Below are 16006 nucleotides of genomic sequence, written 5' to 3' on the forward strand. Positions count from 1 at the left end.
ACCATAGCCGTTAACTTAAGAAATTTTCAAAAATATTTTTTAGGATATTACTCGGACGGGGCTTCGCCTTTGGGCAAAACCACTTAGATTTTCCCATATTTGTATAGTTTTTATATTTATAAAAAGGCGGTATGTTTTCGAGGCATTTACCGCCTTTTCTTATATAAATATAGTAAGAAAAAAATTAAATAGGTTATTTTTTTTAGGGGAAAAGCGCCTTTTACTTTCAAACAAAACACATTTATTACTGATCATGTACCCGACCTACAAGATGGTATACGGTCAGTTATTGATCCTTGTAAACTTTTTGAGCTTGCCCGCAAAAGTGGCTTTCAACAACGGGTATCTAAGCTAAAACCGGCGGAGTTTATCGACACGTTAATGTTTAGTGATTTTGACCACAGTCAGCTTAGTTTGCAAGATTGCTGCAATGATCTGGCGCAGCAACACCAAAAATCATTAAGTAAAGTTGGATTGCACAAACGTTTTAATACAAGGAGCCTGCATTTTCTGAAATCGGTTCTTGCAACCCAAATGGCTTTAAAATTGGATTGTGGCGAGCCAGACAATTGGCAGCCTTTTTCACGGGTGCTGATTGCTGATTCCTCTAAGTTTACCCTGCCCGGGAGGTTTATGGAAGATTATCCGGGCTTTGGAAATTTCGGAATATCGTCTATCATGAACATCCAGTATTCATTTGACCTGAAGCATGGAAATTGGGAGAACCTCGAATTAACTAAAGCAACACAAAACGATCAAAGTCATTCGAAAAAAACGCTGGACCAGATTTGTAAAGATGAACTGCACATCCGTGATCTGGCGTTTGTAACCAGGGAATACCTTGCCAGAATAATTAAGGAAGAGGCTTTTTTTCTGAACAGGCCACACCCTCAGGTAAAGTTTGTTCAGTGCAGTAGTGGAGAAACGATTGACTGGGTAAAGTTATATCAAAAAAAGCGGGGTAGTGACAGTCCTTTTGAAACGATGGTTACTATTGGAACAGGTAAAGATGCCATTAATTGCCGACTGATTGCTTTTCCGGTACCTGAGCATGTATGGACAGAACGAATAAGAAAAGCGCAGCAAAAGGCAAAAACACAGAAAAGAGGAATTACTAATGAGTATAAAGTGCGTTGTAAATTCAGTATATTCATTACCAATACCACCAAAGAAATGCTTGATGCAGCAGCCGTTATTCAGTTGTACCGCTTAAGGTGGCAAATAGAATTAGTCTTCAAAACATGGAAGTCGTTACTTGATGTGCATAAGATAAAGGCAGTTAAAAAGGACAGGCTGGAGTGCCAGTTGATCGCCAAATTCATATGGATATTACTCAACTGGAAAGTCTTCCGATGTATCGATACCGTTATTCGGAAAGGGTCGCCAGGCTATGCCTGCTCTATGTGGAAGTTCTTTAAACAAGTCCGGCAATATGGATATGCTTTAAGAAAAGTGATAAAAGGCAGCTTGGCTTTCAAAGACTGGTGCGAAATATTCATCTTCCCAATTATTAAACACATCCTTATCGAACCCAAAAAAGGAAAAAAAGCTGCTTTTCAGATCGTTCATGACATATTCAATCCTTAAGTTAACGGCTATGGTGGTCTGAAAACAAACCTTGATCTCTACCTTGTCGGCCCCTGGGAATAACCACGCTTCTTTTTCTTCCTCTTTTTAGCGTCATCCGGTGTTGGCGGACTTCCACCCATGTTCTGCCCTTCGTTTAACAATGTACCCAAAATGCCTTTGCCCTGGTAACTTTGCTGATTTGCTAACCTGAACGTATGCTCCGCCTTTAGTTGCTCTTTTACCTCCTGCTTGTCCTCGTAAGTTCCATGCTTGAGGGTATTCGCATAATGGAATGATTCCCCGATCTCCCTGTCATAACCAAAGGTTTGATCAAACAAGCTCTCCGCTGCCTGTTTGAAAGCAACCCGGTCAAACTGCCCGACCTTCTGGCTGTGTTCCGCATTGGTTCCCTTAGAATTATTCAAAGGACTTAACTTAATGCTGTTACTCGCATCTTTCCGGCTTACAATGACCTGCACGTGCATCTGTTCTCCCGGTTTGATATCACCCTTCTTAGCACGGCCTTTCCGTACTTCCAGATCTTTATAAGTATAATACCTGTGGTTCTCCAGCTTGCCAAAATAAACCAGGTCCTGATTACCATTAACGCTGTTGCGTTTAAAATTCTTTGCATAAGCGTCCATCACTGTGTTTGCATAATCTTTCAATTGTTCCTTAGCACCTTCCTCCCCATATTGATCCTTCAAAAAAAGGATCTCTTTTTCACTCGGGCTGATATTGATCAGGAAAAACTTCGCATCATCTTTGGATAACTTGGCGATATTGCCGTCAATGATTTGCCTCACTTCATAAGGCTGTATGGTATTATTTTCCTGGTTAAACCAGTACTCCGGCTGGTAATCTTTATTCAATTGTTCTGCAACCCTGTTTTCTTTCTCCAAATAAGCAACCAGCTGTCCGCTGCTTCCTTTGTTATTCCCGGTTTCGCTTTTAGTGATATTGACATGCATTGTGTTTTTGTTATACTTTCTTTATTATTCTATCCTCTATTGATATTCGTAGCAGGCCGATTTTATCGTTTACTTGTTTATGAACTGCTCACAGGTTTTTAACCTGCTCCCTAATATGTTTGATCAGGTCGTCCTTTTCGGCCTGCTTGGTAAATGTTCCCATCTGTTCCCGTTGTTTAATATAAAATTCTAAGATGTCCGAAAACCTTTTCTTCAGCACCGTTTTTTCATATTGTAATTTATTCAGCTCTTTCAGGTAACCTGCGATCTGCCCAATATGCTTTAGTTGGTCCTGGTAAGCCGCACTTTGCTCATCATTATGTTTAATGATATGCCTATTGAAAAAATCAACGATCTTCAACTGGTTAGCAGTCATTCGTTCCGCATCTTTCTTTATCGGGATCAATAATTCCTGTTCTTGTGTCTTGATAAATGCCACGATATTATCCGTCTTTTTATTGATCGCATTTTTCAATAAGTCATCATTCAGATCCCTGGGATCTTTCTTGCTCTTGTAGAAATAATCCACCATATAAATAAAAAGATCAAGTTTCGTTAGCCCGTTTTTACCAGCAATCGTTTGCAGTTTTTCATCTGTTTTCACCGGGAACCTGATGGTCTTTACATTTTCATCCTTTGTCATGCTACCTATTGTTTATTAAAATTCAGTATACCGCCAGGTATACCAAAACCATTATCTATCGTATTAAGCGGGGGGTAAAGTATACCGGAGGTATACGCGAATCGGCTCTGCCCCGCAGGGCGAGCGGAAAAAGTCGGGTGTGCCCGACTTCCGCTCGCTCCCTCCGCTTTCGCGAAGCGACCGCCGCTTTCTTCCTGATTTGCAATGCAAATCATTACCGGTGCAGCCCTTTGGCTGCACCGAATTTATATAGCTGGATATCTGTCTATCCATATATCGGAATAACCAGTTATTCCGATATGCAGCTATTAGGATAGCCCGATATATAACTATACCGATACAAAGTATCGGGCTATACCGCCCAACCGACAGGCCAGTAAACCTGGCTGCCGAGTTTGGGATGATAAGAGGGTTGATAGCGGATGTAACCATATTCGTCGAGTTCTTTGATACACTTGTGATACGTTGCGATGGAGGCGACCTTGGAAAACGCCATGAGCGTTTTTCGGGTCACACCAAATGGACTTGTGAAGCCGTTGCGCTGCCAGCAAACAAATAAACCCGTGAATAAGCTAAGGTGGGTTGGCAGCAGCCGGTTATCCTTTTCCATGCGCCTGACCAAGCTGGCATAGCCTGCCAGTTTTTTAACAATGTCCTTCTGCAACTTCATTTGCCCTCACCCTCCAGGATCTTGTTGATGTCTTCCAGTTTGTAGTACATGATGCTGCCGACTTTTGTAAATCGCAGCGTACCGTTGATCCGTAAGTTTTGAAGCGTGCCGGGTGATATGCCCAGCAACTTTCTTACCTCTACACTTTTTAGCCACTTCTTGGTGCTGGCCTGTCCCGGCTGTATAATCCTCTTGATCTCGTTTAACAGATCGCTTTTAAATTCCTGTAAATCCCCTTTGGTGATTAGTTCCACATTCATATGTTCCTCCTTGTTTTAATCGTTATTCTAAATACCTGCAAGTACTTTGCATTGCAGGAAAGTTTATCCCTACTTTGGATAATTATAATCCGCACCTTCCCGGTATAGGCGCTAGATCATAACGCGCAGCAGTTAGCTGTTCAATCCCCAGATACAAAGCGTGCCGTTGAACAGTATGGAGGCAAATGTGAAAGCAAAAAGGGCAAAATGAATGACCATTGGAGGCGTTTGGTCACAGATAAAAAGACAAAAGCCTATTTCTTAGGCTTTTGGATAATTTTGAAGAGCTTGTCTTTTTCAGCGATGATCGTGTATTTCGGTGGCGGGTTAACCTTGTCAGCAGGAAAATAGTTCTGGGCGGTACCGATAGCTATGGGTTTGTCGCCGTTTAGAAAATTCTTGGCGAGCAGTTTATACCAGGGGCTTGCCGTTTGGCTGTTCACCAACTTGTTACCATTCGGCAACTTCAATTCCCTTACCTGATCAATCAGGTCGATAAACACCGGGATGCCGTCTTTACTAATGACGATCTTCTCACCGGCTTCATATTTAGTGAATTCTTTAATCTGGCTTTCCAATTCTTTTATTCTTGCCTCTAACTGGTCGATCCGTTTGTTTTTATCGCTGATAACCGATTCCAATGGTTGTGTCTTATGCCACTGATCAATACTTTTAAGAAATGTCAGAAATACTTCCAGTTTACCTGTAAAAATCAATCCTTTGGCATAGGCGCCACCGGACGGCTTTAAGCCTTTATAGAATTTGACCCTATTGGTTATGATATCATAAACATGATCAAAAAAAGCTTCCTCCTGGTGGGCGTTCTCTTCGAGGTAATGATTTAATTGGTAATTGTAAAACGGGGAATATTCATCCTCCCTGATTTTATAGATCTTATCCACAAAGAAATTTAAACCGAAAATCCTGTCTGTAAATATCGGCCAGCCGATATCGTAACGATGAGGAGATAACTCAAAGCGGCCACGGAATTTGAAATAGGTGTCTGAAGGCATAAAATTACAATATGCTTAATTAACGACTTATCAAAGTTTTAGTTTATATGCCTGAAAAATTCGGAGGTTGCCGTTATAAATAAGTGGTTCGAGCCCAGTTTGCGACCCCTTTTCTAAAAAGCCTTTTTACAGTAGTAAAAGGGCTTTTTTATGCCCTCGGGGCAGATTTTCGATAAAAATACAACAGACCAAGCGGGCTTTTTATGAAAGCCCCGGCTATCTGATCGGCACAAGTCATTCAAACCATCAATATCTAACAAAAAATCTCTAACACCTCATTTAAAACAGAGGCATTAGAGATTTTTGGCAATTTTGTGAAAATACTTAATTGATTACTTTGTATTTAACTTATATTTTCACAAATCCCCATTGCTGATTTTTGCCCCCGAAGTAATCAAGTTGGTCGACTGCGCTACCATTTCTGAATGGAACTGCGGCATCAGTCCCTAAAGTAACTTCCAGGGCTTTTCCGCTATTTACGTTTATGATTTTATAGAATCCATCGTAGGTTGGCTGAATTAACCAGTTTTGATTATTTCCGCCTGTGCCTGTATAATCCCACATATCCACGGCACCCCCGTTAGCGCCAGACCAACCCCATACCTCCAAACACTTCCCGCCAACATGCATAGGCGTTAACAGGTAGCTGCCATTTGCCGCAGCTTGCACTTTAAATTGCTGATTTGCTCCGGCTACATAATCCCATTGATCTGCCAGCGACCCATTAGCAGTTGCCCAGCCACCGATCTCCAAAGGCTTAAAACTATACCTATTGATGATTTGGTACACACTACCAACCTGAAATGCCGGGGATGTGCCGGTTTGTGCCCCTTGTACAAGGGCCGCTAAATCCCGTTGATCCTTTACGGCGTAAGTCGATCTATTAATAAGAGACCCGGTGTCCCAAAGAAATGGTAGTATCCCGTTTGCCAATGCCTGGTGCATACAAAAATTATACCAATACGCCCTGGAAGCAAGATTGAAGTTTAAAGAGTCTCCCGCAAGATTTCGGTCCATTACTGCAAACTCGCCCATTACTACCGGGATGCCATGGTCAACGAATTTTGTCTTCATCATTTGGAAATTTTCGCTAATGGTCGATTCCTCACCCCAGGTCGGATTGTTCGCAACATCGAAGGTGGTGTGATATCCCGAGCCCCAATAAAAAAACCTGTTACCATATGATTGGTCGGCGTCCAACAAACAGAAGTTCCAGGGAGTGTAGTTATGGATTTCCACCATCAAACGGTTGGATGCCGGATCTGTTGGCATAGTGTTCATCAGATTGTTCGTATAAACAATATCACCTCCTTTGGGCCCTTGGATAACCAGTGTCCTGTAACTGTTGTGCCCGCCGGTTGACCTCACCGCGTTGATAAAAGTTTGATGATAAGAAAGCAGAACTCTCATCCCCGTGGTATCCGTTGCGTTAGGTTCATTCGCGCTGGCAAAAAGCAGGTGTTGATCAAAACCACGCATTTGTGTTGCAATTTGTTCCCAAAGTGCTTTTTGTTTGGCATTAACGGCCGCCTGCGCGGTGGTTGTACAATTGAGCTCCAGCCATCCGTGGTCCCAATGTATATTTAATATCACATACATCCCATCGTTAACGCAGTATTGCACAACCTGCTGCACACGGGCAAGCCAGGCCGGGTCTATTTTTGCAGTTGTTGAATCTGGTACATGTGACCAATTCCAATTACAAGGAATCCTTATGGCGTTAAACCCCCTTTGTTTATAGCTGTCAATGAGTGCCTGGGTAATATTGGGGTTTCCCCACCCGTTTTCGTTATATTGGGCTTCCATTGTGTTGCCAATATTAATACCTACCGTCATATTTGCAGCGATTTGAGTTGCTGTACTGGCCATCCCGGTTTGATCAGGTGCAAGCGGCGAAATGTTGTAACTTGGATAGCTGGTGGCGGTCAGCGTTTTGGTACTCGTTTTAGCAAGCGGTTTAACATCCGGAGAAGCGATTTGTGGCTTCGTACACCTTGTCAATGCCGGGATTGCAAGAATGCATAAAAAATAACTTAAAGTTTTCTTCATAAAAAAATGGTTAAACTGGCGGCATTTAAATTTGCCTTTATTAATAAATTGGTTAATTGCGTGTGAAAGTGGCAGACAGCCAGGCAAATCGACGATATATTTATCATTACCTTTAAGTTTTATACAGGTATTGGTGCAGGCAGTTATGTTGATAACTGCCTGCACCAACGGGGTATTAAAAAGATCAATGATAAGGCAGTTGCCATTCCGCGTAAGGCAGAGTTTAACATTAGTTTCATTTTTCGATAGGATAAAACGGGCCTGAACCGGTTTATTTGTTTAATTGGTTAAATCTTGTTTTTCAGAAAGGAGAAGTACAATTAATGAAAACAATGCAATTAAAGTCAACATAATACAGCCGTTAGAACAGCGGTCATGATTTAGTGAGCAATAGTTGAATTGGTACCAGGTTTATTAATTGAGTAGTAAAACTACAGAAGAGATAATCTAATGATGGGATGTAAAAGTTAGAAAATAGGGAGGTAAATGTTAATTTTTAAGGAAAAATCGTGGGTTCTGTAGGTGTTTTGTATAAACAGTTGTCTTATCTGAAGTAGAATTTATAAAATGGTGTAGAGAATCTGTGTTAACTGCTTAATAAACTGTAACTAAGAGTGTTTCACCACTTTTTTTAAACGACAACCTTTAACAAGCTTTATTTTACTGTAAGTTCAGGCATGGTCCGTACCATAATATCGGCAGCTCGTTTGCTCCAGAGGTAGGTTATTTGTTTTCCGTTGATCAAATAAAGGAATTGCCACTTTTATCTGGTTAATTACGAATTTATCTTACTTTTATGCTATATAGATGTACCGGTTTGCCAAGGGCCAGGCTCCTGATTTCGAAGATCTCAACTAAATTTTAATGCGCGTAAAACTTTATATTGTTGTTTCAGTGTTGTTTTTTGCTTACACGAAAAATTTTGCGCAAAACAGCCAGTACCAGTTTTCACGGCTCAATACGGGCAACGGACTGTCTCACAACCAGGTTAATTGCATATTTAAAGATCCCAAAGGCTTCATGTGGTTCGGTACGGCATCGGGACTTAACCGTTACGACGGTTATACTTTTAAAGTATTTAAGCATGACGGAAATAATAAAAACACCATAAAGGAGGATTACATAACTAATATTTATGAAGGGCCTGACAAAAAATTATGGGTAGCAACCCCAAGCGGATATTCCTTTTATGACCCAGAAACGGAGCAGTTTAACAATGATGTATCGTCAGTGGCCTATTCTTTCAAACTTCCCGAGTATCCGTTCGTTTCCAAGATACTTCACAACGGCAAAGGCGACTTCTGGTTTTTGCGTCCCGATTCCGGCCTTTACAGGTATAATGAGCTGAAAAAAACTGCCACGCGTTATTATCATCACCGTAATTCCAACCCATCATTATATTCAAATTCTGTTACAGACATGGAGCAGGATGCAAGCGGGAATTTATGGCTAGCTTATAACGATGGCGTGGTAGAGCTATTTGATGTAAAACGAAATGCAATTACGTACCATACCGATATTTTTAAAAAAGCAGCTAATAATAAGGGCAGGAACTATTCGGTAACTATCGACAGGGAAGGCGATCTCTGGATGTTTAACCCCAATATGGATTCCGGCGTTTATTATTACAGCCGCCGTACGGGCCGGTTTCGGTACATCACCAAAGAATCGTCAGAGACACCGCTTACATCCAACATTATTATTAGTATTATTCAGGCCGACGACGGCCTTATGTGGATCTCCACCGATCATGGCGGCGTAAACTTATTGGATAAAAAAAGTGGGAAAATTACTTATTTATTAAATAGGGAAGATGATCCGAAATCATTGGGACAAAACACTGTATTGCTTTACAAAGACAACACTGGCATTATGTGGGCTGGTACTCTTAAAGAGGGGGTAAGCTATTATCATAAAAATATTATCAGGTTCCCGCTCTACAGGCACTTTGCCTCAGATGCCACGAGCATTAGTTTTGAAGATGTTAATAAATTTGCAGAAGATAAAAAGGGCGACCTATGGATTGGGACCAATGGTGGCGGTTTAATTTATTTTGATCGCAAAACAGGCAGGTTTACCCAGTATAAACACGATCGGAGAAACCCGAACAGCCTCAGCAGTGATATTATTGTAAGCTTATGTATCGATCATGACCAGCAGTTATGGATAGGAACCTATTTTGGCGGGCTTGACCATTTTGACGGGAGAAAATTTATTCATTATAAGCATGATGACAAGGTACCCACGAGCATTGCTGATGACCGGGTGTGGAATATCCTGGAAGATTCGTCAAACCGGTTATGGATAGGCACTTTTGCGGCAGGTTTGCAAATATTTGACAGAGACAGAAAAATATTTTCGTCTCCCTTTAAGCAAACGGATATCAGGTCGCCTTATATATCCGCACTCTTTGAGGATACCAAAGGTAATCTCTGGGTAGGAGGATACTTTGGGGTAGATAAAATATTAAAAAATGGGCGTGGCGTTATACATTATAATACAAAGAAAAACGACCCTAACAGTTTGATCAATGATGACATCCATAATATCACGCAGGACAGCCGCGGCCTGATGTGGATAGCGACAAGGGACGGACTAAGCATACTGAACCCCGAAACAAACCGTTTCATCTCGCTGATGAAAAAGGACGGGTTGCCCGATAACCAGGTTTCGAGGGTATTAGAGGATAAGGGCGGGGCCATGTGGTTAAGTACATCAAACGGGCTGGGCCGGATAACATTGACACCCGGCAACGGCACATATAAGTTTCAATTTGAAAGCTTTGATGAAACAGATGGCCTGCAGGGAAGAGAGTTCAACGTATCTACAGCCTTAAAAACTAATAAAGGGGAATTGGTATTTGGCGGCTCTCACGGCTTTAATATTTTCGATCCATTGAGTATACATCCGAATACCGATGAGCCTAAATTAATTTTCACCGATTTTCAGCTATTCAACAAAAGTATAGCAGCCAATGAAGAAGTTGACGGCCACGTTATATTATCTAAAGCAATTTCGGCCACACAGGAAATAACGCTGAACCACAGCGAAAATGTATTTACCATTGAATTTGCCGCCATAAATTTCTTTAACCCCAATAAAATAACGCATCAGTATATGATGGAAGGTTTTGATAAAGGGTGGCTTACAGCAAACAATGCTATCCGGAAAGCTACCTACACCAACCTTGACGGAGGCAATTATACTTTTAAGGTAAGGGCTCTTAGCCGGGAGGGAAAATGGAAACCCAGCTATATAAAATTAAAAATAAAGGTATTGCCCCCGTTCTGGAAATCTACTTTAGCTTATGTCATTTACCTGTTACTGATAACCGGGACCCTCTTTTTTATACGCCGGCGCGGAATACAAAAAATAAAGAGACAATTCATAGCAGAGAAAGAAAAATTTATAGCAGAGAAAGAAAAACAGGAAGCAAAATTATTAATAGAACAGGAGCGTCAGGAGGTTAAGCGTATGCAAGATCTTGATCAACTGAAAACAAAATTTTTGACCAACGTAAGTCACGAGTTCAGGACGCCGATTTCGCTGATCATGGCACCGGTCGAAAAAATGCTTACCCGCGCTGATCAGGAACAGAAACAACAGCTGGGCATGATAGGAAAAAACGCCAGGCGATTGTTGAACATGGTAAACCAATTGCTTGATTTTAGGAAGATGGAAGTTCAGGAGTTGAAACTACATAGGAAGCCAGGGGATATGGTGAAGTTCATCAACGAGATATACCTTTCATTTACTGATATAGCTGAACAAAAAGAAATAGATTTTATTTTTGATACCACGATTGATTCACTGTTTACTGATTTTGACCATGATAAGATAGAAAGGATATTGTTTAACCTACTATCAAATGCCTTTAAATTTACACTGCCTGGCGGCCAGGTAAGCGTCTTGCTTAATGTAGATAGCGCAACTGGCGACGCTCCGCTTGAAATTAAGGTGATTGATACAGGTATTGGTATCCCGCTTGAAAAACAAGGTAAAATTTTCGAGCGGTTTTTTCAACACGATATTCCGGAGTCGATGATTAACCAGGGCAGCGGCATTGGCCTTGCAATTACGCACGAGTTTGTGAAGATGCACGGAGGAGAATTAACAGTAGAGAGTGAGCCCGATCGCGGCAGTTGTTTTACCGTTAAACTACCGTTTGTTATTTATAACAGTTGGGAAACGGACCTGCCATCAGACGATGACATTGATAGCGCAAACGAAGTTGCTCCTAATGAAGATAAAAGTGTTGTCAAAGAGCCGCGATCAAATAAAAAGCCGATGGTTCTTTTAGTGGAGGATAACGATGATTTTCGCTTTTACCTGAAAGACAATTTAAAAGATGTGTTTATTTTAATCGAAGCTTCAAATGGGAGGGAGGGCTGGCAAAAGGCCCTATCGCAACATCCTGATATTATTATAAGCGATATTAACATGCCCGAGATGACAGGAATTGAGTTGTGCAAAAAACTAAAGAAGGACAAACGTACCTCGCACATTCCTCTTGTTCTGTTAACCGCTTTAACTGGTGACGAAGAGCAGATAAAGGGCCTGGGAATTGGCGCTAATGATTACATGACAAAGCCCTTTAATTTTGAAATATTGCTTTCAAAAATCAAAAATATCTTAACCCTTCGGGACACCTATAAGCGCACGTACAAAAAGCAGATGGATGTGCAATTGCAGGAAACTCCTTTAGAAAATGAAGATGAAAAACTGTTAAGGTGTATTGTTGAATATATAGAATCGAATATAGTAAACGAAAGCCTTTCGGTAAAAGAATTAAGCAGCAAGATGAATATGAGCCGGGTATCGCTTTATAAAAAAGTTTTAATGCTTACGGGTAAGTCGCCTGTTGACTTTATCCGTTCTATAAGACTTAAAAAAGCGGTGTATTTACTTGAGACCAGCCAAATGACGATCAGTCAGATTGGCTACGAAGTCGGCTTTAATTCGCCCAAATATTTTACAAAAGCATTTAAGGATGAGTATAACATCCCTCCCTCTACCTATGTCAGTTCAATTCGCCAACAAAAACTGGAAGAAAAGAACAGTTAATTAAATTTAACCAATTATTGCCGGTCCCTTCTTGTCCGCGTTATGACGGCCAATTACTCCCAATTTGTTGTCATTGAAGTCAATATTTCGCAAAAAAATAAAAAAATCATGAAATCGGAGTGTTTTTTAGTGGTTTAAAATGTTGATTTTTAGGATGTTGTACGGTGGTTAACATTTTGGCCCGTATTCATTATCAAATTCGGTATTCCTTTCTTTTTAACAATCATAGTTTCATCCCCCAGAATATAAGTTCAAAGCAATGTGTTTAAAGATGTTGCTTTTAAACACTATTTCACCAATAACCAATAGGACCAACAGTTGACTTTTTTGAATTAGTAAGCATGCACCTGACTGCACCTGAAGTTTTTTAACTGATTGTTCGGGCAGCGGTTTCATGTGAAGAAGCTAACAGTAAAGTAGTTTTCAAAGTTTTTTTGGGCTATTTAAAAATATGATAACAAAACAATTATGAATGAAATAAAAGCCAATTAATTACTAACCAAAAACCAATGAACCAATTATCAAACCTTAAAATCCTTTTAAAAGATGGATAAAAATTTACAAAGAAGAGTGAAATACCAGATTTCATTAATCATCACGGGCATATTCCTTTATTTTTCTGCCCATGCACAAACCGTAAATATTACGGGCAAAATAACAAGTGTCGACGATGATCAGCCCATACCAGGCGCAAGCATTAAGATTAAAGGGACGGGCCTGGGCACTATCTCCAGCATTGATGGTAGTTATACCATAGCCGCTGAGCCGGGCAAAGTACTCATTTTTAGCTTTTTAGGCTATGCACAAAGGGAGATAACTGTTAAGCAGGCCGGTGCAATTAATGTCAGGCTTAATTCAACATCCAGCAATTTGAACGAGATTGTTGTTATTGGTTATGCTAAAGCGCGGAGGCCAGATGTAACGGGTTCTATCAGTTCCATATCAGGAACCGATTTGCGCCAAACGCAACCAACTACTTTTGACCAGGCCCTGCAGGGCAAAGTTGCAGGGGTTGTGGTTCAACAAGTGTCGGGTCAGCCTGGTGGTGGAGTATCTATTCAAATACGTGGCGTGTCTTCAATAAGCGGCTCTAATTCGCCATTGTACGTCATAGATGGTATTATTATTCCACCCGTGGGTGATCCGGGTACCGGTTCTAATCCATTAAATAGCATCAATCCTGCCGAAATTGAATCAATAGATGTATTGAAAGATGCTTCGGCAACAGCCATATACGGTTCGCAGGCAACCAATGGCGTAGTGGTTGTTACTACAAAAAGGGGTAAAGCCGGACCACCGCAGATAACTTATGATTTCTATACCGGTTACCAGGAAATAACCAAGCGGCTTCCTACAGTAAATTTGCCGCAGTTTGCTACTATCATTAATGCCCGGGGCATTGCCTGGGGCTTTGATACCAGGCCCCAATTTGCCAATCCTCAATACCTGGGCCCCGGTACCAACTGGCAAAATGAATTATTCCGGAAGGCTCCGATGATGAATCACACACTTACGGTAAGCGGCGGCGATGCCAGAACCCAATATTTACTATCAACCTCGTATTTTAACCAGGAAGGGATAGCCCTTGGATCTGATTTTACCAGGTACTCCGTAAGGCTTAATTTAGATAACAAAACCACTAATTGGCTAAAAATAGGGACCAGCCTTCAATTGGCGCATATTAATGAAAATGTAAATTCAACTTCCAGTAGCGTAATCAATACCGCGCTAAGCATTACCCCCGATATTCCGGTAACCAACTCTGATGGTTCCTTTGGCGGTGTTACCGACCCCGCCGGTTGGGTACAACCTGTTGCCAACCCGGTGGCATTGGCTAAAATTATAAAAGACCAAAAAAAGAGAAACCAGATATTTGGCAATGTGTATGCCGAAATACAATTTACCAAAGACCTGTCGCTGCGAAATGAACTATCCGGTAATTTCGATTTTAATACAGAAGATAAGTTTTCACCAACTTATAGTTTTGGTAAAGGTACTCCCAGCCCTAACTACGGTTCCTCTGCCGCCGGCCAGAATTTTTATATTGTAATACGCAATTTTTTAACTTATAACCATACTTTCAATAAACTTAATTTCAATGCTTTAGCAGGGCATGAATCGCAGGAAAGCACTTTTGAAAACGTTAGCGGTGCGCGAAGGAATTTTCCTTCAAACAATGTGCAGGCCATTAATTCAGGGGACGCCAGCACAGCCACAAACTCGGGCGATAATTCACAATCAACCCCCACCGGCGGCTCTGCACAGGAATCCTGGTTCGGCCGTGTCAATGTTTCATGGGATGATAAATACCTGCTCACCGGCAATATACGGAACGATGGTTCTTCAAATTTTCCGGCCGGCAATCGTTGGGTTACTACCTATTCGGGGGGCTTTGCCTGGAAAATTAATAACGAGGCGTTTTTAAAAGGTGTAAAATCTATAAATGAATTGAAGCTGAGGCTTGGTTACGGGCTAACCAACAACCAGGGCATACCGGGCAATACTTTTGTAACCCAACTTGCATCGGTGACAAATGGCTTATCAGGTACAGCGCAGTTTCAAAACAATTTGGCAAATCCGTCTGTGAAGTGGGAAAAAACCGATTACTACAATGCCGGGATCGACGCATCGTTTTGGAATGGGCGGTTAGGTTTTTCATTAGATGTTTATGATCGCGAAACAAACGGCCTTTTATTACAGGTGCCGCTTCCGGAATACTCTGGTACTGTAGCGGGCTGGGGGCCGGGATCCATGCAGGCGCCTTATGCCAACGTAGGCTCGCTAAGCAACAAAGGGTTTGATTTCCAAATCAATTCTACCAATATTATTTCTAAAAATTTTACCTGGAAATCTGCTTTTACCATATCGCGAAATAACAACAAAGTGACCAGTTTAGGTGCAGGTGGAGACCAGGCCAACTTAAGCCAAAAATCTTATGTAATTAACGATATCATTGAAAAAACAGTGGTGGGCCAGCCCATTGGCGAATTTTACGGCTATGTATTTGATGGGATATTTTCAAAGCCAAGTGATTTTCAAAACCATGCCCGGCCTGTTGACGCGAACGGCAATCCTTATCCGGTTTCTTCAGCAGGCGGGGGGATCTGGTACGGCGACCGTATGTTCAAGGATTTGAATGGCGACGGTGTTATCGACTCAAAAGATCAAACCTTTTTGGGCTCCCCGATCCCCAAATTTCAGTATGGTATCAATAATACCTTTAACTACAAAAATTTTGATCTGAATATTTTCTTCAGCGGCAGTTATGGCAACAAGGTATTCAATCAAGTGGCTATACCGGAAAACGATCCGGGAAATCATGCCACTTTTTTCACATCGGTACTAAACTATGCGAAACTGGCTCTGGTAGATCACAACGGCTCTGCAACAGATGTTAACAATGTATATGTTACCAACCCAAATACAACAATTGTAGGCGTGAGAAATGACAATACCAACAGCAATAACCGACCTAATAGTTTAATGATCGAGGATGGCTCATTCCTGCGGTGCAAAAATATCACCTTGGGTTACCGCTTGCCAGAAAGCCTTTTATCCAAAATAGCCGTGCATTCTGTTAGGGTATATGCCAATGTATCCAATGCCTTTGTAATTACAAAATATAAAGGTATGGATCCCGAAATCGGTTCGTGGAACCCGCTCCAGGCAGGTTGGGACGGCGGTTATTACCCGCAGCCAAGAGTATTTACTATTGGCGCAAACATAACCTTGAAATAATAAAACGATTATCGATTTAAAATATTTGT

10 protein-coding genes are annotated in these 16006 nt (G+C 41.3%); 3 read left to right on the plus strand and 7 right to left on the minus strand.

All coding sequences use genetic code 11. The features are described 5' to 3' along the window. Positions 1-288 precede the first annotated feature (288 nt). Positions 289-1587, plus strand: a complete 1299-nt coding sequence (locus tag AC1D0K_RS29840) for an IS4 family transposase (RefSeq protein ID WP_477443323.1) — start codon at positions 289-291, stop codon at positions 1585-1587. A gap of 38 nt (positions 1588-1625) precedes the next feature. Here AC1D0K_RS29840 and AC1D0K_RS29845 read toward each other — a convergent pair whose 3' ends face one another. The 7 genes from AC1D0K_RS29845 to AC1D0K_RS29875 all read right to left on the minus strand — a co-directional run bounded on the left by AC1D0K_RS29845 (position 1626) and on the right by AC1D0K_RS29875 (position 7175). Further along, entirely contained in the window at positions 1626-2540 is a 915-nt protein-coding gene (locus AC1D0K_RS29845) for a DUF5712 family protein (protein WP_477393893.1), read from the minus strand. Between the two features lie 88 nt (positions 2541-2628). Beyond that, complete coding sequence (locus AC1D0K_RS29850; protein ID WP_477393895.1) at positions 2629-3183, minus strand: BfmA/BtgA family mobilization protein; 555 nt, start codon at positions 3181-3183, stop codon at positions 2629-2631. Positions 3184-3246: 63 nt separating this feature from the next. Next, entirely contained in the window at positions 3247-3456 is a 210-nt protein-coding gene (locus AC1D0K_RS29855; RefSeq protein WP_477393897.1) for a hypothetical protein, read from the minus strand. A gap of 79 nt (positions 3457-3535) precedes the next feature. Then, positions 3536-3853: a hypothetical protein gene (locus AC1D0K_RS29860; protein WP_477463145.1), complete on the minus strand. Its 318-nt coding sequence runs from the start codon at positions 3851-3853 to the stop codon at positions 3536-3538. After that, on the minus strand, positions 3850-4113 hold the full coding sequence (locus AC1D0K_RS29865; protein ID WP_477393901.1) for a helix-turn-helix domain-containing protein: 264 nt from the start codon (positions 4111-4113) through the stop codon (positions 3850-3852). The genes AC1D0K_RS29860 and AC1D0K_RS29865 overlap by 4 nt, the downstream gene beginning before the upstream one ends. 254 nt (positions 4114-4367) lie before the next feature. Continuing rightward, positions 4368-5126, minus strand: coding sequence for a hypothetical protein (locus AC1D0K_RS29870; protein WP_477393903.1), 759 nt, complete (start codon positions 5124-5126; stop codon positions 4368-4370). 348 nt (positions 5127-5474) lie between these two features. Then, positions 5475-7175 carry a cellulase family glycosylhydrolase gene (locus tag AC1D0K_RS29875; RefSeq protein ID WP_477393905.1) on the minus strand — a complete coding sequence of 567 codons (1701 nt, stop codon included), beginning with the start codon at positions 7173-7175 and terminating at the stop codon, positions 5475-5477. An 864-nt stretch (positions 7176-8039) separates the two neighbouring features. On the opposite strand from AC1D0K_RS29875, the gene AC1D0K_RS29880 reads away from it, so the two are divergent. Both AC1D0K_RS29880 and AC1D0K_RS29885 read left to right on the plus strand, forming a co-directional pair. Continuing rightward, on the plus strand, positions 8040-12239 hold the full coding sequence (locus AC1D0K_RS29880; RefSeq protein ID WP_477393907.1) for a hybrid sensor histidine kinase/response regulator transcription factor: 4200 nt from the start codon (positions 8040-8042) through the stop codon (positions 12237-12239). Between the two features lie 546 nt (positions 12240-12785). Next, the gene (locus AC1D0K_RS29885; protein WP_477393909.1) at positions 12786-15977 is read left to right on the plus strand and encodes a SusC/RagA family TonB-linked outer membrane protein; all 3192 of its coding nucleotides are present in this window, start codon (positions 12786-12788) and stop codon (positions 15975-15977) included. Positions 15978-16006 lie beyond the last annotated feature (29 nt).

The organism is Mucilaginibacter sp. P1_A3, from assembly GCF_056406855.1.

What these genes read in the sequence shown, in the direction of transcription:
- AC1D0K_RS29845 (WP_477393893.1), bottom strand. Translation starts at nt 2,540, where the DNA reads ATGCATGTCAATATCACTAAAAGCGAAACCGGGAATAACAAAGGAAGC.
- AC1D0K_RS29850 (WP_477393895.1), bottom strand. Translation starts at nt 3,183, where the DNA reads ATGACAAAGGATGAAAATGTAAAGACCATCAGGTTCCCGGTGAAAACA.
- AC1D0K_RS29855 (WP_477393897.1), bottom strand. Translation starts at nt 3,456, where the DNA reads ATGGATAGACAGATATCCAGCTATATAAATTCGGTGCAGCCAAAGGGC.
- AC1D0K_RS29860 (WP_477463145.1), bottom strand. Translation starts at nt 3,853, where the DNA reads ATGAAGTTGCAGAAGGACATTGTTAAAAAACTGGCAGGCTATGCCAGC.
- AC1D0K_RS29865 (WP_477393901.1), bottom strand. Translation starts at nt 4,113, where the DNA reads ATGAATGTGGAACTAATCACCAAAGGGGATTTACAGGAATTTAAAAGC.
- AC1D0K_RS29870 (WP_477393903.1), bottom strand. Translation starts at nt 5,126, where the DNA reads ATGCCTTCAGACACCTATTTCAAATTCCGTGGCCGCTTTGAGTTATCT.
- AC1D0K_RS29875 (WP_477393905.1), bottom strand. Translation starts at nt 7,175, where the DNA reads ATGAAGAAAACTTTAAGTTATTTTTTATGCATTCTTGCAATCCCGGCA.
- AC1D0K_RS29880 (WP_477393907.1), top strand. Translation starts at nt 8,040, where the DNA reads ATGCGCGTAAAACTTTATATTGTTGTTTCAGTGTTGTTTTTTGCTTAC.
- AC1D0K_RS29885 (WP_477393909.1), top strand. Translation starts at nt 12,786, where the DNA reads ATGGATAAAAATTTACAAAGAAGAGTGAAATACCAGATTTCATTAATC.